Origin of the sequence: Pandoraea horticolens (assembly GCF_902459555.1) — a bacterium.
Lineage (GTDB): Bacteria > Pseudomonadota > Gammaproteobacteria > Burkholderiales > Burkholderiaceae > Pandoraea > Pandoraea horticolens.
Window position 1 is genome coordinate 214711 of record NZ_CABPSM010000005.1, and the last position, 17779, is coordinate 232489.

Genomic DNA, 17779 nt, shown 5'->3' on the forward strand with positions numbered 1-17779 from the left:
TCTCGTGATCAGGCCGCTACGGCCAACGGAGGTTTCGGCACCGCGTGCATGGCAGCGAAACCCGCGATCCATTCGGGAATCGGACGGTAGTAATCGACGCTCGCGCGGTACTCGCCGTAGGCCGCGAGCATCGCGAACGCGGCAACCCACGTGCGGATCTCGTGCGCGGACTTGCCACCGTCTCGCGTAATGGTGTCGTTACTCATCGCGTCGACGGCGCGCCAGTCGCCGTCTGTCAGGGTTTGCAGGAAATCACGGTCCCATTGCGGATTGAGCGGATGCATATGGCTGTCTCCCGCCGTGAAGGCCTTCGCCGCGGCAACGGTGCGCGCCTGACGCGCCGCACGAAATTCGGCCGACGGATTGCGTCCGGCAATCAGACGCTCGGCGACTTCTTCGGTTGCGCCGATGAGCTCGGGCACCGGAGGTTCATGCGAAATGCCGCCCGAGCCGACCACAAGCACGCGCTTGTCCGTTTGCGCGAAGAAGCGGCCGATTGCATCGCCAAGCAACCGCGAGCGGCGAAGCGTCGCCATCGGGGGCGCGACCGAGTTGATGAATACCGGCACGACGGGATAGGTATCGAGACTGCCTGTTAGGACTTCCAGTGCATAGGCGAAACCGTGGTCGACCTGCATGCGGTACGACAGCGCAACGTCGATATCGCTCGACAATACGTGCTCCGTGAGCGCGTGCGCGGTGTTCGACGGCACGGGCAGTGTGCCTGCGAGGCTCTTAAAGTCACCAATAGCAGTGGCCTGCGCGCCAATACAGAACGGCGGCATGACGTCATAGAAAAAGCCGTTGAAGTGGTCGGGCGCGAACACGACGACGAGCTCCGGGGCGAACTGACGCACACGCTCTCGCGCAGTCGCCTGTACGCGCCCCACTTCCGACACCACGTCATCGGCGGGGTCGAAATAGCCATGCAGCGGCGTGTGGGACAGGCATTCGAGATGAATCGGCATGCTCAGGCTCCGGCAACTTTGGCTAATGCAATGTCGTTTTGGATGCGCTGGGGTACCGGCGAGAGTCCGCTCGTCACGAGACGGATCGGGTCGTCGGCGAGCGCCGCCTTGCGGGCGAGTTGCACAAGCGAGTCGGAGACTTCCTGCGGCGCGCATACCCCCGCAACGAACCGGTCCGGGCGCATCAACACCACCGACTGAGCGCGCGCACCGAACCATTCCTTGAGACGACCCTGCGCATCACCGATCGTGATGACACCTTCCGGCACGTCGTCCATATAGCCGAGCTGGGTGTCCGGCTTGGCGAGCACGAAACGAACGCCGAGCTTCTGTGCGACGGCGCGCGCTTCCGGCGTCAGACCGAATGTGGGATCGGTCCCCCAGCCGATCACGGCGAAGTGATTGCCGATCACGTCGTCGAGTCGCTTCGTTTCCCCGTCGATTGTTCGCACTCGCGGCTGAATGAAGAGACGCCCCGCCGGGGAGTTGGCAGATGGATCGCGGCCGTACACCCACCGGCCGAGCCAAGACTCGCGCTTCTGGCTCATCAGGCCGAGCAGGCGGCCCGGCGCAGAATTGCCCGAACGCTCAAGCAGCCTCGCGAGCCATCCGCCGGTGCTCGTGGGCGGCGGGAGCAGGACCACGCCCTCTTCATAGCGCGGCATCGGCTTGAAGCGCATCTCAACGAAGTAACGTTTGACGGACGGAAACCAATTGAAGCTGTGCACGAAGGCGTCGCGAAAGCGCACGCCGAAGCGCGTGGTCGGTGCGAAGATGTCACCCGCCACTTCGGACAGATGGATCATGGCGCGCGCATGCGCACGACGCTCGGCCGTGTAGGTATCGAGCAACGCTCCGTGGCACTGGCCCTTCACGACCATCGCCAACTTCCATCCGAGATTGTTGGCATCGCGAATGCCACTGTTGTAGCCCTGCCCCTGCCACACCGGCATGATGTGCGCGGCGTCCCCCGCGAGCAGCACCCGCTCGACACGGAACGTTCCGGCCAGTCGCGCGTTGTGCGTGTAGACCCGTTTGCGGATGTAGTCGACCTTGTCGGGATACGCGACTACCTTGCGGATCAGCGCCGCCAGATTTTCCGGCTTCGACAATTCCTCTTCCGTCTCACCCGGCATCACCATGAATTCGAAACGACGAATGCCGTGCGGCAGCGCGGCCGATACATACGGGCGCTCGTGATCGCAATGCAGGTACACGTGTGGCGAGCCAACCGGGTCGTTACGCACGTCGACCACAATCCACTGGTTCGGCTTGGTGCGCCCTTCGAACGGCACTTGCAGCAGGCGGCGAATCAGGCTGTTACCGCCGTCCGCGCCCACGACGTAAGCCGCGCGAACCGTGCGCGTTTCGCCATCATTGATGCGCGTGGTCAGCGTGACGCCGCGCTCGTCCTGTGTGCAGGCCTCCACGCCATGACCGAACAGCACCTGGACGTGCGCGAAGCGCTCTAGGCCGTCGAACAGTACGCGGTCGGCCAGCGGCTGGATGAACGCATTGCGACGCGACCAGCCGAACTCGTCGGTGCGCGGCTCGATCGACGCAAAGCAATGGCCATCGCGCGTGAGAAAGCGCATCCAGTGATCGGGCGTGGTGTGCGGGAGCAAGGCATCGGTGAGGCCCACCGCCTGAAACACGCGCAGCGCTTCGTCGTCGAGACCGATAGCACGCGGATAGTCAATGAGCTGATCGAGCTTCTCGATGATTGTGACGCGCACGCCTTGCAGGCCGAGGATGTTGGCGATCATCAGCCCGACGGGGCCGGCCCCAACGATGGCGACGTCGGTCGTGATGTCGGCCACGGCATTGGACGCATTGACGGATGCAGTCATGTGTCTCGCTCCTTTACTTTTCTTAGGCACAAGCGCGCCCCCGCGCCTGTCTCGCGCGTTCTGATGGCGTGCTGCTGTAGGTCAATCGGTGGCGGATCGTGGTGTCCGCTTGTCTTCGCTTCGTTGGCTCGGGTCGGGCCGGGATCCGCTGTCAAACGACTTGCCTTCGGCAAATGTCGTTCGGACGGATTGGGACGGTGTCTCCGTTAGCGCTCTGATTTTCTGTGGAGTCTAGGCAGGTCACGAAATGCGCTCAACAATTTCGCTAAAATGTGCATAGAATGCACAACATTGATTTAATTGGACTTTTTTATGAACAAGTATTCGAATGTGCGAGGACTGTCGCGCGGGCTATTGGTGTTGAGAGCAATGAACGTCATGGAACGGGGTCGCGCAACGCCTGCGCAACTGAGCGAAGCCACCGGCCTGCATCGCACGACCGTGCGGCGTTTGCTCGAGACCTTGCTGGAGGATGGGTTTGTGAGACGCAGCACGTCGGACGACACCTTTCGGCTGGCGCTCGCCGTGCGCTCGCTCAGCGAAGGCTTCACCGACGACGAGCGTGTCGCCACCGTCGCTCCCCCGATCATGGGGCAGCTAATGCAACGCGTCGTATGGCCATCAGACCTGACCACACCCGATGGCGACGCCATGATCATTCGCGAGACAACACATCGCTTCAGCCCGCTGTCGTTTCACCGTGCGATGGTCGGCCGTCGCCTGCCGATGCTGTTCACCGCCGCCGGACGCGCATACTTCGGCATGTGTCCCGACACTGAACGCGAAGATATTCTCGACTTGCTGCGCACAGGCGCCGGTGGCGAGTTGCAACAACGCTTCGCCAGCGACGACGCCTTTATCCGCAACCTCGTACGACAAACGCGCGACAACGGCTTTGGCTCGAATCACGGCGACTGGCACGACCAGCGCAAGATCGGTGCCGTGGCAGTCGCTATCCCATCCGAAGGTCGTGTGCTCGCCAGTCTGAACGTGATCTATCTCGATCAGGCCGTGAGTCCCGCAGAGGCCGTGCGACGCTTCGTACCGCCCCTGCAAGACGCGGCCACGCAAATCGCGGCGGCGATATCGACGAAAGCATCATCCTCGCCGTCGCCGTCACCGGATATGCCACCGCCTGCACCGTCGACCGATATTGGAACGCCTTGACCAGCCTGCGGGTCTGCCCGGCATCACGCGCGCTACTCGCGCTGCGTCATATCGACGATGCTGCGCTCGCTGCTGTTATCGGCGTGCAAGCGCGCCGAAGACGAGCCGGACATCGTCGCCGAAGTCGACGGTCTTGCGCGCCTGACGGACTTTGTGTGCACCGGTACGGCGCTTAGGACGTCGAAGACTTCCATGTCGGTAAAGAGGGACCGATGATCCGACATACGCTTCGCCCTCGGCCACGCCGCCATCGGCTTCCTCAGGCGCCAAGGCGTTGGCGCACCCACCCAAAGAAAGTACCCGCGAAGAACGCCCAGACCGACATGACCAGCAGCGCCTCTATGAAGCCGCCCCAGGAAAATGATGCTGCCCGCAGGAGCGGCGAGAAGTTCATGCCACGGAACAAGCTGTTCATGAATCCTAGGAAGGGTCCGGGTGCAGCGAGCCAGACGAGGGTGCACAGCGCGTAGAACGATGCCACCGTGACAGCGAGCGAAATGCCCGCGTGTAACGCCGGGTGTGCTGAATTCTGATTCCGGGTGGCCATTCCGAGCGTGCTCATCGCAGTCTCCTTCGATCCTCAACTGCCATGACAACAAAGTGGTCACCTTGCCTGTGCGCGCCTTGATCTAAATCAACTCCTCGGCTGCCTTGCAGAACCATACTCGACTTGCATAGGTTCGCGTTGCAGTTGATTTGCACCAATAACGGGCACACCTTGTCCGAATCGAGCCGACCGGGGCTGCGGCCGATGAACTACTGAACGTCGTCACCAAAGCGGGGTACACCCCGGTGCAGGTTGCGGCTGAGGCAACGTCGACAGGTGGGCCATCCGCTCGCCGCGGTGGGTGCTGCGGCTGCTGCAGTTAACGCGTTGACTGGCTCGATTCCATCACTCATTTCACTTCGGAAATGACCATGCGTACCCTTCTTGCAATCGCCACTGCCGCCCTTCTCAGCGCCAGCGCGCTCGCCCAGACGGCGCCAACGGCTGCGGCCGACCAGGACCACGCAGCACACCACCCTGCAGACGTTTCCGCCTCTGCGCCGTCAACGCCACCGACGAAGGCTGGCCCGAAGGCCGCTTCGAAGCGTTCCAAGGCAGCCAGTGCCCCGTCCACGGCTCAGATGGACGCCATGATGAAGTCGATGCAGGAGATGCACGACAAGATGATGGCTGCCAGAACGCCGGAGGAGCGCCAAGCCCTGATGAACGAGCACATGAAAACCATGCAGGAGGGCATGTCCATGATGGGCCAGATGCACGGCGGCAAGGGCACCATGGGCCCGGGTGGCGGAATGGGGACGGGGACGGGCCCGGACGCCATGAACAAACGCATGGACATGATGGAAATGATGATGCAGATGATGATGGATCGCGAAGTGACCCGGTCCTCCTCCCCCGCGAAGTGAGACGAGGGCGGATGCCATGGACCACGATCATCACGAGACGCCATCGTTCTGGCGCTCACGCGCTGGACTGGCGCTGCTATCGAAGTCGTGGCACTTCCTCTACCACGCTCAGCGGCGTCATCACATTGCGACGGCGGGCCCCTACCGATGGGTTCGTCATTCGCAATACATTGGCTTCGTCGCCATCGTGTTCGGCTTCCTGCTGCAGTGGCCGACGCTGCTCACGCTGGCGATGTTTCCGGTGATGGTCGCAATGTACGTGCGCCTGTCCATCATGGAGGAACGCGAATCCAAGCAGGCATTCGGGCAAGCCTGGCTTGACTATGCTGCCGTGACACCACAGCTCATTCCCAAGTTCGGCCGGAATGGCGCCCTCCCCGTCAACAACCACTGATTTGCAAACCGGGGCAGACCATGAACCAGAACCCCCCCCCCCTCTATCGCGCTGGCGCTCGCCGCTCGGGATCTTCATGCTCGTAGCGGGTGCGGTCGGCATCTACTACCTGCTCACCGAGCACCTTACGCACGTAGGCCAAGCGATTCCGTACCTCATTCTTCTGGCATGCCCCCTGATGCATCTGTTCGGTCATCACCATCGCGGTCACGGCAGTCATGGCGGCGGGTACGACAGTCACCAGCAGGCCGGCGAGAAAGACAAGTAGGCTTGAGAGTGGAGATAGGCCACCGTTTTGGTGGGAGCGGGCGATGTGCTGGGCCTGCTGGGCTTGCCTGGCCGGACTAGGCGTCTGGATTGCGGCCTCTGTCATCAGTACCCGCTAAAATTGAGTGCACTTGACCTTCCCATGCGTTGGGGACGGCGAAACCGCGAACAAGACTAGGAGTCCCTCATGCCCTCATCGAGTTCGGAGCGCCACGACCATTCGGGGCACGAGCACGCCCAACTACCCTCCGTGGCTGACACCAATCCAAAAGCAAAGATTGCCACGACACACCTCGAACACTCGGCGCACGGCACCCATGTCATGCCGGACGGCACGGTGATGCAAGGTGCGGGACACGAACACGGGCATCACGAGCACCATGCGCATGCGCCGACGTCGACGAAGACGGCGGCCGCGGGCGACCAAAGCCAGGTCGAATACACGTGCCCGATGCATCCGCAGGTGCGGCAGATGGGACCTGGCAACTGCCCCATCTGCGGCATGGCGCTGGAGCCGGTACTGGCAACGGCAGTGACGGGGGAGAGCCCAGAACTGCGCGACATGACGCGCCGATTCTGGATCGGCACGGCACTGACGCTGCCAGTCTTCGCGCTCGAGATGGGCGGACACCTTTTCAATATCCACCACTTCATTGCACAGCAAACGTCGAACTGGGTCCAATTGCTGCTCGGAACACCGGTCGTCCTTTGGGCAGGCTGGCCCTTCTTCACTCGCGCAGTCGCCTCCGTGAGGAACCGCAGCCTCAACATGTTCACCCTCATCGCGCTAGGCACCGGCGCGGCGTGGCTCTACAGCATCGTCGGCACGCTGGCGCCAGGACTGTTTCCTGCGGCGCTGCGGAGCGAAGACGGCGCCGTCGCAGTGTACTTCGAAGCCGCAGCCGTCATCACGGCGCTGGTACTTCTGGGGCAGGTGCTGGAACTCAGGGCGCGCGAGAAGACCTCCGATGCCATCAGAGCCCTGCTTGGACTCGCCCCCAAGACGGCCGTGAAGGTCAATGCCGACGGCAGCGACGCAACCGTCGAGGTCGAAGCCATCCGCGTCGGGAACTTGCTGCGCGTGCGGCCCGGCGAGAAGGTGCCGGTCGACGGCGAACTGACGGAGGGCAAGACCAACCTCGACGAATCGATGGTGACGGGCGAGCCGATTCCGGTCGCCAAGACGGTCGGGGCCAAGGTGACGGCCGGCACGCTGAACCAGACCGGCAGCTTCATCATGCGTGCAGAAAAGGTCGGCGCCGACACGCTGCTGTCGCAAATCGTACACATGGTGGCTGCTGCGCAGCGCAGCCGGGCGCCCATTCAGCGCATGGCCGACCAAGTGGCCGGCTGGTTCGTGCCGGTCGTCATCCTGGTAGCGCTTCTCACATTCGCAGTCTGGCTGGTCTGGGGGCCATCACCAGCGTTCAGCTATGCGCTCATTACTGCGGTGGCGGTCCTCATCATCGCGTGCCCCTGTGCGCTCGGTCTGGCGACGCCAATGTCCATCATGGTCGGCGTCGGCAAAGGGGCGCAACACGGCGTTCTCATTCGCGACGCCGAAGCGCTGGAGAAGATGGAGAAGGTCGACACGCTGGTGGTCGACAAGACGGGGACCTTGACCGAAGGCCGGCCCAAGGTGGTTCACGTGGAGCCGGCCGGCGGGTTCGTCGCGGACGATGTGCTCCAGAACTTGGCAAGCGTAGAGCGTGCCAGCGAGCACCCGTTGGCAATGGCCATCGTGATGGACGCCCAGGCGCGCAAGCTTCCTCTATTGCCAGTGACTGACTTCGATTCGCCCGTCGGCAAGGGCGTCATCGGCACAGTGGACGGCCGAGAGGTCGTCTCGGGCAGCGCCAAATTCCTGTCGGAGCAAGGCATCGAAACTTCAAGCCTCGCGGCATCCGCCGAGGCCCAGCGCCAGCGGGCGGCGACCGTCATCTTCGTCGGCGTGAGCGGACAATTGGCTGGATTCGTGGCCATTGCCGACCCCATCAAGGCGACGACACCGCAGGCGCTGAAGGCCCTGCAGAGTGCTGGCGTCCGCGTGGTGATGCTGACGGGTGACGGCAAGACCACGGCCGAGGCCGTTGGACGTCAGCTCGGCATCGATGAGGTGGTGGCGGAGGTGTTCCCCGAAGACAAGGCGGCCGTCGTCAAGCGCTTGCAGTCCGAGGGCCGAATCGTCGCGATGGCCGGCGACGGGGTGAACGATGCACCGGCCTTGGCTCAGGCCACGGTGGGCGTCGCGATGGGCACGGGAACGGACGTCGCGATGGAGAGCGCTGGTATCACGTTGCTCAAGGGCGACCTGATGGGCATTGTGCGCGCGAGGACGCTCTCCCTGACAACGATGCGGAACATCCGCCAGAACCTGTTTCTGTCCTTTGCCTACAACGTTGCCGGCATCCCGCTGGCGGCCGGCGTGCTCTACCCGTTCTTCGGCCTGCTGCTGTCGCCGGTCGTCGCCGCAGCGGCAATGGCGCTCTCGTCGGTGAGTGTCATCACGAACGCGCTGCGTTTGCGGGCAGTAAAGGTGGATTGATGCAAGACTTGTCCGTCGCGGTCCGGCCGGGTGGCTCGTTGTTTCGTGCGGTCTGTGGCACATTGGCCTAGGCCTGTACTTCATCTTCGTCCGCCCGGCACTGTTGCCAAAGGACCTGCCGTGAACTTTGCGTTGCAGTCGGATTTCCGTTGGTTCCTGGCGCTGCCACCCATCGGGTGGTTTGTAGCGCTGGGGCTCTACGTTCGCGCCGCGCAGGAGGAGTGCAGCGACGTAGGCGCGGCCACGGTCAGGCAGGCGGGGCGAGGCCGGACTAAGCATTTGCCGAGCGAGCATTCCACCCTACGGACGACAACCTGATGGACGGATGCCCGAAGATAACGGCCTGCAGGCCCTGGACTTTATCTTACCGACGTAACACTCACTTTCTCGTTACGAAGTTCATTGCTCCGTATCACGTAAATCCACTCTCGCAGGCGGCGCCCGGTCTTCACGCCGTCGATGGTGCGAAACTGCGCAAGGTCGCCTGCAGGCGGCCTTACGGGATGCCGTCGTCACAGTCGCCCGATACTCAACCACGCGATACATGGATGATCTCCGGGCACCGTCTGCGGCACGACTTCATGCGCGACACGCAGACCTCGCGCGCTGTTCGCGAACCAGACCACGGCGTCTTTGGTCTTCCGATTGGCCAACACCAGCGCGCGAAATCCCGGGCTGTTACCCCAATGAAAGCAGCAATCCTGAGCGATCTCGATGCCCCAGCCCAATCCCCAGGCAATCGCCGGATCAATGGGATGCGCAGCGTACAGGTCTTCCGCCGCTCCTCCTTGTCGCCCGTTCATTCGCGGCAAGAACCACGCCGCATGGGTGGTGCCGGACAACCCCTCGCCCGCCAGAACCGCCCGCACAAATGCTAGGTAATCAGGCGCCGTCGTCAGCATCGACCAGGATGCCTGTGCTGCCGTCAGCCGACGCTTGGGTACCGGCTCGCCCTCCCATTCATGTCCTTGCGCATGGTTGTCTGCGAAGCGCTCCTGCCACTGAAGACTGGACCGGCGCATACCCAGCGGCACAAACACGCGGGCCTGCACAAGCGTTTCCAGCGGCGCACCGCCAACCGATTCCAGTGCACGCTGAAGCCATGCGAAGGCACTGCTGCCGTAGCTGAAACGCTCGCCAGGCGTGAAGTAAGTGCGCAACGGCGCGTCGGCGCGAACGATGTTCGGCAATCCGCTGGTGTGCGTGAGCACATGGAAGGCGGTGATGCGGCGGGCGCGTGGATCGTCGGGCACATATTCGCCGCAGATCTCGACAAGCGGCTGGTGCAGGTGCAACCGCCCTTCTTCGACGAGTTGAAGCGCGACAAACGCGACGACCGGCTTGGTCAGCGAAGCGGCTTCAAAAACGGTCTGCGCGTCGACCGGCAAAGGGTCATGGACACCTCGCACACCGGCGTAGTGCTCAACGTGCCGCTCGCCGCCACGCAGCGTCGCCAGCGAAACGCCGGCGATCGGTCCGTTCGAAGTGACCTGCGCGAGGTAGTCGACGATATCCATTCGGGCAACGCTGAACAGGGCTGACAAGAAGGCGATTCTACAGACTGCGCCATGTCACTTGGTGGCGTTGCATGCGAAGCATGGCTCGATCTTCCATGGGAACTGGAATTCGCCTCATGTTATCGGCTTGGTCGAAGAGAAGTTCATCAATGCGACGCGACATAAATCGCACCGTCAAATGCCGCCGGCATGGCGAAGCTATCGCGCATACGCCGTGTCTCGGCAGCGGGCGTCGCGCCGAAGAGCCGCTTGAACTCCCTGTTGAATTGCGACGGACTCACGTAGCCCACAGCATGGCTTGCGGCCTCGGCAGTCAGCCCCTGACGCACCATCAACAGCCGCGCCTGATGCAAACGCGTGGACTTCACATACTGCATGGGCGACACCTGCGTGATCGTCTTGAAATGACTGTGGAAGCTCGGCACGCTCATACCCGCCTCCTCGGCGAGTTGCGTCACGTCGAGTGGCTGTGCGTATCCGGCATGAATGAGTCGTAGCGACTTGCCAATTTTGCCGAACTGCCCTCTCATCGCCAACGCCTCTCGCATCGCGCCGCCCTGCGCCCCGGTCAGCACCCGAAAATACACTTCTCGCAGCAAGCTCGGGCCCAACACGGCGGCGTCAAGCGGCCGGGACATGGCTTCGATAAAGCGCAGCACCGACGTCTGCATCGCTTCGTCCATCGGCGTCGACATCATGCTCCGCGGCTTGTCCACGCGATCCGTCGCGCCCTCCCGGTCGATCTGGGCGGCCAGTTCGGCAGCCACGGAGAAATCGAGGTGCATATATAGCGCGAGCAGAGGCCGCTCCGGCGTCGCGTCGGTTTCCATGCTGAACGGCACGGGAACCGAGACGGCGAGATAGTGATGTGCGTCGTACAGATAAAGCTGATCGCCAAAATAGCCTCGCTTGCGGCCCTGGCAGACGATCACAATGCCGGGATCGTAGAGAACCGGGGTACGCGACAGGGCGCGGTCGGAGCGCAGGATACGAACGCTCGGCAGCGCCGTCAGGTTGTACCCTTGCGCCGGAGCCAATGCGCGCAGCAGGGCCACCGTACGGGTTTGCGTTTGCGAAGGCTCGCTCGAACGCCTCGCAGGAGTGATCTTTCCACTCATAGTTTTAGGCAATAAAAATAGCAGAATCCGGCTTAACCATGCAGAGCAACAAGACTAGCATGCAATCTCAGCACAACGTTTGAGAGAGACAAGCATGGCATCCAGCAAAATTCTGCTCATCACCGGGGTCAGCAGCGGCTTCGGTCGCGCACTCGCTCAAGAGGCACTGGACGCGGGTCATAAGGTGGTCGGCACGGTGAGAACCGCGCACGCAAAACATGATTTCGAGTCACTGTCGGCGACGGCTGCCTTTGGACGCGAACTCGACGTCACAGACTTCGAGGTCATCGACGATGTCGTATCGGACATCGAAGCGAGCGTGGGCCCCGTCGATGTTCTGATCAACAATGCAGGGTATGGGCACGAAGGCATCCTGGAGGAATCGCCGCTGTCGGAAATGCGCCGGCAGTTCGACGTGAACGTCTTCGGCGCGGTCGCCATGATGAAAGCGGTTTTGCCCTTCATGCGCCAGCGCCGACGCGGCCACATCCTGAACATCACGTCGATGGGGGGCCACATCACGATGCCGGGCATCGCGTATTACTGCGCGAGCAAATTCGCGCTCGAAGGGATTTCGGAAAGCGTTGGCAAAGAGGTCAAACCCCTGGGCATCGCCGTGACGGCCGTGGCCCCCGGATCGTTCCGCACGGACTGGGCTGGACGTTCAATGACGCGAACGCCCCGTTCGATCCCCGATTACGACGCGATATTCGACCCCGTGCGTACGGCCCGCGAGGAGAAGCACGGCAAACAACAGGGAGATCCGGTGAAGGCAGCACGGGCGATGCTTGCCGTGATTGCCGCCGATCATCCCCCTGCGCATCTTCTGTTGGGCAGCGACGCGCTCAGACTCGTGCGGGGAAAGTTGTCGGTCATGGACGACGAACTCCGCGCATGGGAGCCGCTTACGGTGTCAACGGACGGTTAAGCGGTCGACGTCGGGCATTGACTGCGACCGGTTTAGCGCCGCCCTCTTCTGGCGCAAGCCGGTCCGATCCCGTCAAGGCACCAAGACCTTTTTCATCGACGGGTGTGAACAGGTCGCATGCCCATGACGCCAACAATCTTTCCTTCGTGAAATGCGGCAACCAGCTCGTAGCCTGAATACGATTGCCGACGCGCTCTGCTCAGGAACTCGGGCTCGTCAAGCGCGCGAAGTTGAGCGACGACAGGATGTGCCTGCCCCCATTCCGCCGGCGATAGTCGTCTCACTTCAAGTCCGGAACAACGTTTATTCGTCATGGTTACGGGATACTCCCTCTCGAAGGGTTGAACACTCGACACGCAATGCGAATCGAAATGGCCTGAACCGGTTGAGTCCGCCTACGTCGTGTAATCGTCGTGTCGTGGTATTGCAACGCGGCTCAGTCGGGCTTCTCGTGATCGGCCGCATCGAATCCGGCCTGGTCTCGCGCGGCCCACTGCTTAGCCCATCCCTGTAGCGGCTGCAACGCGGTTCTCAGCCGTTTGCCCTCGGCGCTCAGACGATAGCCGCCTTCGCCATGCTCGACCAGCCTCGACGCCTTTAGCTCCGTCAGTCGTGTATTGAGCAAGCGCGCATTCGTCTCGCATGCCTCTTGCAGCGCGCGAAACGTCATCGGCCCACCGCGCAACTCCCACAGGATCCGCAACGCCGTGCGCCGCCCAAGCAAATCCAGCACGACCATGATGGGTCGTCCGGTCTTCGATCCGCGTACGGATTTTCCGATTTTTGGCGTCGTCATGCTTTACAAAGTAAAGCGCCTTGCCTAAGCTGTCAATCGTTGCGAGTCATGTGCGCTTTCATATCATCACCTGTGTGATTTCCAGCAAAGGGTTGCCGGCCGGTGTGATGAGCGCCCTGCGCTGAAGGCGAAGCCTGCAAGCGCGCACCGACGAGACAATGCAAAATGCCTCATCATGTGAGCCTCGAAACGACGGCGAAAACTTCCCGGCGGCGTCTCGCCAGCCCTTATGCCACTTCGTTCTGAAACAACGAAATTCATGCGCATCACTCATCGACGCCCAACGGCGGCACTTCAGCCCACCATCGACGGCGTCCCGTTCGATACCGTGCGCCCTCTCCCCACCAACGAGGTTCAACGATGAACGCCACCCCGCTCACTGCCAGCCAAACCGCCGACAAAACCGCCTCACCAGTCGAATGCAGTTCGCCGCCCGCCAGCGAGCGCCTTGCGCATCGTTGCGCACAAATCGGCGAACGCGCCTTTACCGCGAGAGACTACGGTGCGACGCCCATACGGCACATTGTGTTGCTGCGTTTTGCGAACGACGTGTCAATCGCTGCGCGGGAGCATATGATTGAGCGCTTTCTTCACTTGAAGGACGACTGCCTGCGCGATGGGCGTCCGTATATTCGCAGCGTCGAGCATGGCCGGCAGGAGAGCGGAGAAGGCAACGGGCTCGGTTTCGAACATGCGTTTCTCATGACGTTCGAATCCGAAGGGGATCGCAACTTCTATGTCGGCGAGCCGATCGTGCGCGACGCCGCCTGCTTTGACCCCGTCCATCACGCTTTCAAGGCGGAGATTGGCCCGGCGCTTGCGCCACAGGGCGCACTCGTTTTCGATTTTTTTCCCGGCGTGCGGTGATGCGCCGGCTTGCCTGCCCCGGAGTGGATGATGATTAGGCTGTTCCAACTCGCTCACTTGTTCGCACTGGCGAGCGCCCTTTTTCTGTCGACGGCGCGGGTCGCACACGCCGAAGAGATTTCCGTCACCCAATGGGGCAGCAGCCTATACGGACTGCCCTACGCGGTGGCCATGGACAAGGGCCTGTTCAAGAAGGCCGGCGTCGACATCACGGGCATCCTCAGCTCCGGCGGCGGCGGCACCACCGTGCGCAACATCCTGGCGAGCAAGACACCCTACGGTGAGGTTGCCGTCTCTGCCGCGTTAGCGGCCGCGCGGCAGGGGCTGGACATCGTCATCGTGAACGTGGGGACGCGCAGCGTTGCCGAAGCGTCGATGGTCACGATGCCCGGCAGCGCCGTGCGAACACTCGACGACCTCGTTGGCAAGAAGGTTGCCATCACCTCGCCGAAGAGCGTGTCGGAAATGCTCTTTCTGATGGTCTTGCGCGAGAAGGGTATCGACGCATCGAAGGTCACGCGCGTGGCCTCCGGCGGCTACGTCAACGGCATGACCATGCTCGAACAAGGCGCGGTCGCCGGTGCGGTCGCCATCGAACCGCTGTCGATTCTGCGCAAGGCGCGATATCACACGCTCTATCGTGCCGGCGACGTGCTCAAGCCGATGACCACGTCGGTCGGCATTACCACGCGTGCGTTCGTGCAATCGCATCCCGATACCTTGCGCGCGATCATTGCCGGACGCCGCGCAGGCGTCGACGCCACCTACGCCGATCCGGCCGGGGCGGCCAAACTGCTTGCCGCACAGTTCAAACTCTCGCCGGAAGTCGCCACGGAAGCGGTCGACAACATGGTGCGCTCCCACATGTGGAGCCCCGGACAATTCGACCGCGCTGAACTGGACCGCGTCGCGAGCGGACTCAAACTCATCGGTGAACTCAAGGAAGACGTCGACTGGGCAAAGCTGATCGATTCGCGTTTCCTGCCGGCTGACGTTCGTGCGAAGGGGCAGCTATGACCTCGCATTGCCCGAGCCCGCATCTGCACCTGATCGATGGCACCGAGACACCGCCTGCCAGTCGTGAACCGCACGTCGTGCTCACAGGCGTGACGAAGGATTTCGACACACCGGACGAAAAGACAGCCGGAAAGACACGATTGCAGGCGCTCGGGCCCGTCGATCTGACGCTGCTCAAGGGTGAATTCTTCTCGGTGGTCGGCCCGTCCGGCTGTGGCAAATCGACGTTGCTCGAGCTGATCGCGGGACTGTGCGCACCAACTGCGGGGAACATCAGTTTCGAAGGGCAAGCGGTTAGCGGCGTGCCCGAGGGCGTCGGCGTGGTCTTTCAGGAAGACGCCTCGTTTCCGTGGCTCACCGTGCGCGAGAATATCGGCTTCGGTCTTCGGATGGCGGGCGTCGACGGCGCAGAAATCGCGCGTCGTGTCGGCTATGCACTCGGCTTCATGGGGCTGCGCGATTTTGCCAACGCGCATCCGGCGCAACTCTCTGGGGGCATGCGCCAGCGCATGTGTATTGCACGCACATTGGTCATTGCGCCGCGTCTGATCCTGCTCGATGAGCCGTTCGGTGCGCTTGACCAGCAAACCCGCCTGCTGATGGGCGACGAGTTGCTGCGGCTTTGGCGAGAAACGTCTGCGACCGTGTTGCTGATCACCCACGCGCTCGACGAGGCGGCCGTACTGTCGGATCGCGTGGGTGCGATGTCGTCGCGTCCGGGCTGCTTCATCGACGTCGTCGAGACAGGCTGGGAGCGAGAGCGAAACAGCCAGAGCGTTACCACACCCCGCTTCGGTGAAATCACCGCTCGCCTATGGGAAACGTTGCGTGCCGAGTCGCTCAAGGCCATGCAAGCCGACGAACGGCCCACCGACCGTGACGACACGCGTTACCCGCACGTTCGCGGCCGCTGATCAGGCGGTGAAAGACATCGTGACGATTCGCACCGAACGCTATCTACGCCTGGCCATTGTCGCCGGCCTCTTGCTGCTCGTCGAAGGGCTCTGCCGGGCCGGCACGATTCCCGCTTCAGTCATGATGACGCCCAGTGCGATGGCCGTCCACGCCATCGAAATCTTGTGGGAAGGGCGCTTCACACGCGATCTCGTCACGAGCTTCGCCAGTATCGTTATCGCTGCTGTGGGCGCCGTGGGACTAGGTTTCGCCGCCGGACTCGCGATACACGCCATGCCGGGGGTGCGCCGGGCGCTGGAGCCGCTCATTGCCAGCTACTACGCCGTGCCGACATTCGCGTTCTACCCCGTCTTCATCGTGTTGTTCGGTATCGGCGCGCTGCCGATCATCGCCATCGCGACCCTGCTTGCGATCGTCTCGATGATCACGGCGACAATGACCGGACTCGACCGGATTCCACGCGCGTTCTCGAAAACCGCCCGGGTGCTGCACCTGGATCGATGGCAAACCGTGTGGCATGTCAAACTGCCTGCCGCCTTGCCGCATCTCTTCAGCGGTGTGCGGCTCGCGGTGTCGCATGCGTTCATCGGCGTCATTGCGTCCGAGTTCATTCTGTCCGGCTCAGGGATCGGTTACGCCATCAGCTACGCGTACAACAATTTCGAAAACGCCGACATGTACGCGCTGATGCTCCTGGTGCTGGTCACGGTGACGCTGGTCAACAGCGTACTGAACCATGTCGATGCGCGCTTTCAGGCGCGTAGTCGCCGCTGACCGGGCTCACCTCTCATGGAAACGAAGAAACCCAATCCGCTCGGCACGTTTGCCGTCCTGCTGGTGTTGATCGGGATCTGGCAGACGGTGCACCTGCTCAACAGCGCCGCGCTCGGGTCTCCCGTAACGACCGTGCAGGGGCTTTGGCAGATGATGGGCACGGCATCGTTCTGGATCGACGTCACCGAGACCGGCCGGGCACTCATCTACTCGCTGGTGATCGCGGTTGCCGGGGGTATTGCGCTGGGACTCGCACTGGGTGCGAATCGGCTGGCGGCAAAGGTTGCCGAGCCGATTCTCGTCAATCTGTATTCGTTGCCCAAGGTGACGCTGTATCCGTTGGTCCTGTTGATTTTCGGGTTGGGGCTCGCCTCCAAGGTGGCCTTCGGCGTCATGCACGGTTTGATCCCGATTCTGATCTTCACGATGAATGGTGTCCTGCAGATCAAGCCTGTCTATTTCCGTGCGGCGCAAGCGATGCATCTGTCCCGTCGACAGATCGCGTTGCGCGTTGTGCTGCCGGCGGTGCTGCCCGAGGTGCTATCGGGCGTCCGGCTGGGATTCTCGCTGTCGCTGCTCGGCGTATTGATCGGCGAGATGTTCGCGTCGCAGAAGGGCTTGGGACATCAGCTTTCCAACGCGATGAACCTGGGCAATATCGACACGCTCATGTCCATCGCACTCTTTCTCATGCTCTTCGCGTTGCTTGGCAATGCACTGCTATCGACGTTCAGCCGGCGTTTGCCTCACCCGCCCTTGCGATCACCTTGATCTCGAACTGGAAGCCGTAAAGCCACGTGACGCCGACGGCCGTCAACGTCGGATGGGGCGCGCCGCCCCAATACTCCGGTACGACCTCCCAGATCCTCTCGAACGTCGCGGCCGGATCGACCATGAAGACGGTGACGTCGATCACGTCGTCGAACGAGCTGCCCGCCGCCCGCAGAATCGCGTTCAGATTGTCGAACGCGCGCCGGACCTGCGCTTTCAGGTCCGGCTCAGGCGAACCATCGTCCCGGCTGCCGACTTGCCCCGAAACGAAAAGAAATCCGTTGGACCGAATCGCCGGCGAATAGCGATTGCGCTCATAGAGCGCCTGACGCCCCGCCGGGAAGACAACATCTCGTTTTTCCATCGCAAAAACCTCTCAGTAAGCCGCCAAGCCGACAGGGTGCTGGCGACGTAAACACTCTAAAGATGCCTGCATTGCAAATAAACACGCATATCTACCCCTCACTATTTG

18 protein-coding genes are annotated in these 17779 nt (G+C 62.3%); 11 read left to right on the forward strand and 7 right to left on the reverse strand.

The window, feature by feature from the left end; all coding sequences use genetic code 11:
* Positions 1–8: 8 nt before the first annotated feature.
* Positions 9–968 (reverse strand): 3-carboxyethylcatechol 2,3-dioxygenase, encoded by a 960-nt coding sequence (locus tag PHO31112_RS11025; protein WP_150620541.1) that lies wholly within the window; start codon positions 966–968, stop codon positions 9–11.
* Between the two features lie 2 nt (positions 969–970).
* Positions 971–2818 carry a bifunctional 3-(3-hydroxy-phenyl)propionate/3-hydroxycinnamic acid hydroxylase gene (locus tag PHO31112_RS11030; RefSeq protein WP_150620542.1) on the reverse strand — a complete coding sequence of 616 codons (1848 nt, stop codon included), beginning with the start codon at positions 2816–2818 and terminating at the stop codon, positions 971–973.
* Between the two features lie 312 nt (positions 2819–3130).
* Here PHO31112_RS11030 and PHO31112_RS11035 point away from each other — a divergent pair, with 312 nt between their 5' ends.
* Complete coding sequence (locus PHO31112_RS11035) at positions 3131–3985, forward strand: DNA-binding transcriptional regulator (RefSeq protein WP_150620543.1); 855 nt, start codon at positions 3131–3133, stop codon at positions 3983–3985.
* 259 nt (positions 3986–4244) lie between these two features.
* Here the strand turns inward: PHO31112_RS11035 and PHO31112_RS11045 are convergent, their stop codons facing one another.
* On the reverse strand, positions 4245–4547 hold the full coding sequence (locus tag PHO31112_RS11045) for a DUF5676 family membrane protein (RefSeq protein WP_150620544.1): 303 nt from the start codon (positions 4545–4547) through the stop codon (positions 4245–4247).
* Positions 4548–4903: 356 nt separating this feature from the next.
* On the opposite strand from PHO31112_RS11045, the gene PHO31112_RS11050 reads away from it, so the two are divergent.
* The 4 genes from PHO31112_RS11050 (at position 4904) to PHO31112_RS11065 (ending at position 8604) form a co-directional block, all read left to right on the forward strand.
* Entirely contained in the window at positions 4904–5398 is a 495-nt protein-coding gene (locus PHO31112_RS11050) for a hypothetical protein (RefSeq protein ID WP_150620545.1), read from the forward strand.
* A gap of 16 nt (positions 5399–5414) precedes the next feature.
* Positions 5415–5792 carry a methyltransferase family protein gene (locus PHO31112_RS11055; RefSeq protein WP_246178031.1) on the forward strand — a complete coding sequence of 126 codons (378 nt, stop codon included), beginning with the start codon at positions 5415–5417 and terminating at the stop codon, positions 5790–5792.
* A gap of 76 nt (positions 5793–5868) precedes the next feature.
* A complete protein-coding gene (locus PHO31112_RS28165) occupies positions 5869–6060 on the forward strand; it encodes a DUF2933 domain-containing protein (protein WP_425495177.1) in 192 nt (63 codons plus the stop codon).
* Positions 6061–6381: 321 nt separating this feature from the next.
* Positions 6382–8604, forward strand: a complete 2223-nt coding sequence (locus tag PHO31112_RS11065; protein ID WP_150620656.1) for a copper-transporting P-type ATPase — start codon at positions 6382–6384, stop codon at positions 8602–8604.
* 512 nt (positions 8605–9116) lie between these two features.
* Here PHO31112_RS11065 and PHO31112_RS11075 read toward each other — a convergent pair.
* Both PHO31112_RS11075 and PHO31112_RS11080 read right to left on the reverse strand, forming a co-directional pair.
* Entirely contained in the window at positions 9117–10148 is a 1032-nt protein-coding gene (locus PHO31112_RS11075; protein WP_150620547.1) for a serine hydrolase domain-containing protein, read from the reverse strand.
* Between the two features lie 119 nt (positions 10149–10267).
* On the reverse strand, positions 10268–11239 hold the full coding sequence (locus tag PHO31112_RS11080; RefSeq protein WP_150620548.1) for an AraC family transcriptional regulator: 972 nt from the start codon (positions 11237–11239) through the stop codon (positions 10268–10270).
* A 94-nt stretch (positions 11240–11333) separates the two neighbouring features.
* On the opposite strand from PHO31112_RS11080, the gene PHO31112_RS11085 reads away from it, so the two are divergent.
* The gene (locus PHO31112_RS11085) at positions 11334–12167 is read left to right on the forward strand and encodes an oxidoreductase (protein WP_150620549.1); all 834 of its coding nucleotides are present in this window, start codon (positions 11334–11336) and stop codon (positions 12165–12167) included.
* Between the two features lie 436 nt (positions 12168–12603).
* On the opposite strand, the gene PHO31112_RS11095 is transcribed toward PHO31112_RS11085, so the two are convergent.
* Positions 12604–12906, reverse strand: coding sequence for a winged helix-turn-helix transcriptional regulator (locus tag PHO31112_RS11095; RefSeq protein ID WP_343042729.1), 303 nt, complete (start codon positions 12904–12906; stop codon positions 12604–12606).
* Between the two features lie 417 nt (positions 12907–13323).
* Between PHO31112_RS11095 and PHO31112_RS11100 the strand changes: the two genes are divergently transcribed.
* From PHO31112_RS11100 to PHO31112_RS11120, 5 genes are read left to right on the forward strand one after another with little or no spacing between them, the layout of a single operon-like run.
* Positions 13324–13830 carry a Dabb family protein gene (locus PHO31112_RS11100; RefSeq protein ID WP_150620551.1) on the forward strand — a complete coding sequence of 169 codons (507 nt, stop codon included), beginning with the start codon at positions 13324–13326 and terminating at the stop codon, positions 13828–13830.
* A gap of 27 nt (positions 13831–13857) precedes the next feature.
* The gene (locus PHO31112_RS11105; protein ID WP_150620552.1) at positions 13858–14847 is read left to right on the forward strand and encodes an ABC transporter substrate-binding protein; all 990 of its coding nucleotides are present in this window, start codon (positions 13858–13860) and stop codon (positions 14845–14847) included.
* Complete coding sequence (locus PHO31112_RS11110) at positions 14844–15761, forward strand: ABC transporter ATP-binding protein (RefSeq protein WP_150620553.1); 918 nt, start codon at positions 14844–14846, stop codon at positions 15759–15761. The genes PHO31112_RS11105 and PHO31112_RS11110 overlap by 4 nt, the downstream gene beginning before the upstream one ends.
* Positions 15724–16536: an ABC transporter permease gene (locus PHO31112_RS11115; protein ID WP_246178033.1), complete on the forward strand. Its 813-nt coding sequence runs from the start codon at positions 15724–15726 to the stop codon at positions 16534–16536. Before PHO31112_RS11110 ends, PHO31112_RS11115 begins: the two co-directional genes overlap by 38 nt.
* A 15-nt stretch (positions 16537–16551) precedes the next feature.
* Complete coding sequence (locus tag PHO31112_RS11120; RefSeq protein WP_150620554.1) at positions 16552–17307, forward strand: ABC transporter permease; 756 nt, start codon at positions 16552–16554, stop codon at positions 17305–17307.
* On the opposite strand, the gene PHO31112_RS11125 is transcribed toward PHO31112_RS11120, so the two are convergent.
* Positions 17267–17671, reverse strand: a complete 405-nt coding sequence (locus PHO31112_RS11125) for a RidA family protein (protein WP_150620555.1) — start codon at positions 17669–17671, stop codon at positions 17267–17269. The genes PHO31112_RS11120 and PHO31112_RS11125 overlap by 41 nt on opposite strands.
* Between the last annotated feature and the right edge of the window lie 108 nt (positions 17672–17779).

Bases quoted from the DNA above. Each gene is read 5' to 3' on its own strand.
- PHO31112_RS11025 (WP_150620541.1), bottom strand. From the start codon at position 968: ATGCCGATTCATCTCGAATGCCTGTCCCACACGCCGCTGCATGGCTAT.
- PHO31112_RS11030 (WP_150620542.1), bottom strand. From the start codon at position 2,818: ATGACTGCATCCGTCAATGCGTCCAATGCCGTGGCCGACATCACGACC.
- PHO31112_RS11035 (WP_150620543.1), top strand. From the start codon at position 3,131: ATGAACAAGTATTCGAATGTGCGAGGACTGTCGCGCGGGCTATTGGTG.
- PHO31112_RS11045 (WP_150620544.1), bottom strand. From the start codon at position 4,547: ATGAGCACGCTCGGAATGGCCACCCGGAATCAGAATTCAGCACACCCG.
- PHO31112_RS11050 (WP_150620545.1), top strand. From the start codon at position 4,904: ATGCGTACCCTTCTTGCAATCGCCACTGCCGCCCTTCTCAGCGCCAGC.
- PHO31112_RS11055 (WP_246178031.1), top strand. From the start codon at position 5,415: ATGGACCACGATCATCACGAGACGCCATCGTTCTGGCGCTCACGCGCT.
- PHO31112_RS28165 (WP_425495177.1), top strand. From the start codon at position 5,869: ATGCTCGTAGCGGGTGCGGTCGGCATCTACTACCTGCTCACCGAGCAC.
- PHO31112_RS11065 (WP_150620656.1), top strand. From the start codon at position 6,382: ATGCCGGACGGCACGGTGATGCAAGGTGCGGGACACGAACACGGGCAT.
- PHO31112_RS11080 (WP_150620548.1), bottom strand. From the start codon at position 11,239: ATGAGTGGAAAGATCACTCCTGCGAGGCGTTCGAGCGAGCCTTCGCAA.
- PHO31112_RS11085 (WP_150620549.1), top strand. From the start codon at position 11,334: ATGGCATCCAGCAAAATTCTGCTCATCACCGGGGTCAGCAGCGGCTTC.
- PHO31112_RS11095 (WP_343042729.1), bottom strand. From the start codon at position 12,906: ATGGTCGTGCTGGATTTGCTTGGGCGGCGCACGGCGTTGCGGATCCTG.
- PHO31112_RS11100 (WP_150620551.1), top strand. From the start codon at position 13,324: ATGAACGCCACCCCGCTCACTGCCAGCCAAACCGCCGACAAAACCGCC.
- PHO31112_RS11105 (WP_150620552.1), top strand. From the start codon at position 13,858: ATGATGATTAGGCTGTTCCAACTCGCTCACTTGTTCGCACTGGCGAGC.
- PHO31112_RS11110 (WP_150620553.1), top strand. From the start codon at position 14,844: ATGACCTCGCATTGCCCGAGCCCGCATCTGCACCTGATCGATGGCACC.
- PHO31112_RS11120 (WP_150620554.1), top strand. From the start codon at position 16,552: ATGGAAACGAAGAAACCCAATCCGCTCGGCACGTTTGCCGTCCTGCTG.
- PHO31112_RS11125 (WP_150620555.1), bottom strand. From the start codon at position 17,671: ATGGAAAAACGAGATGTTGTCTTCCCGGCGGGGCGTCAGGCGCTCTAT.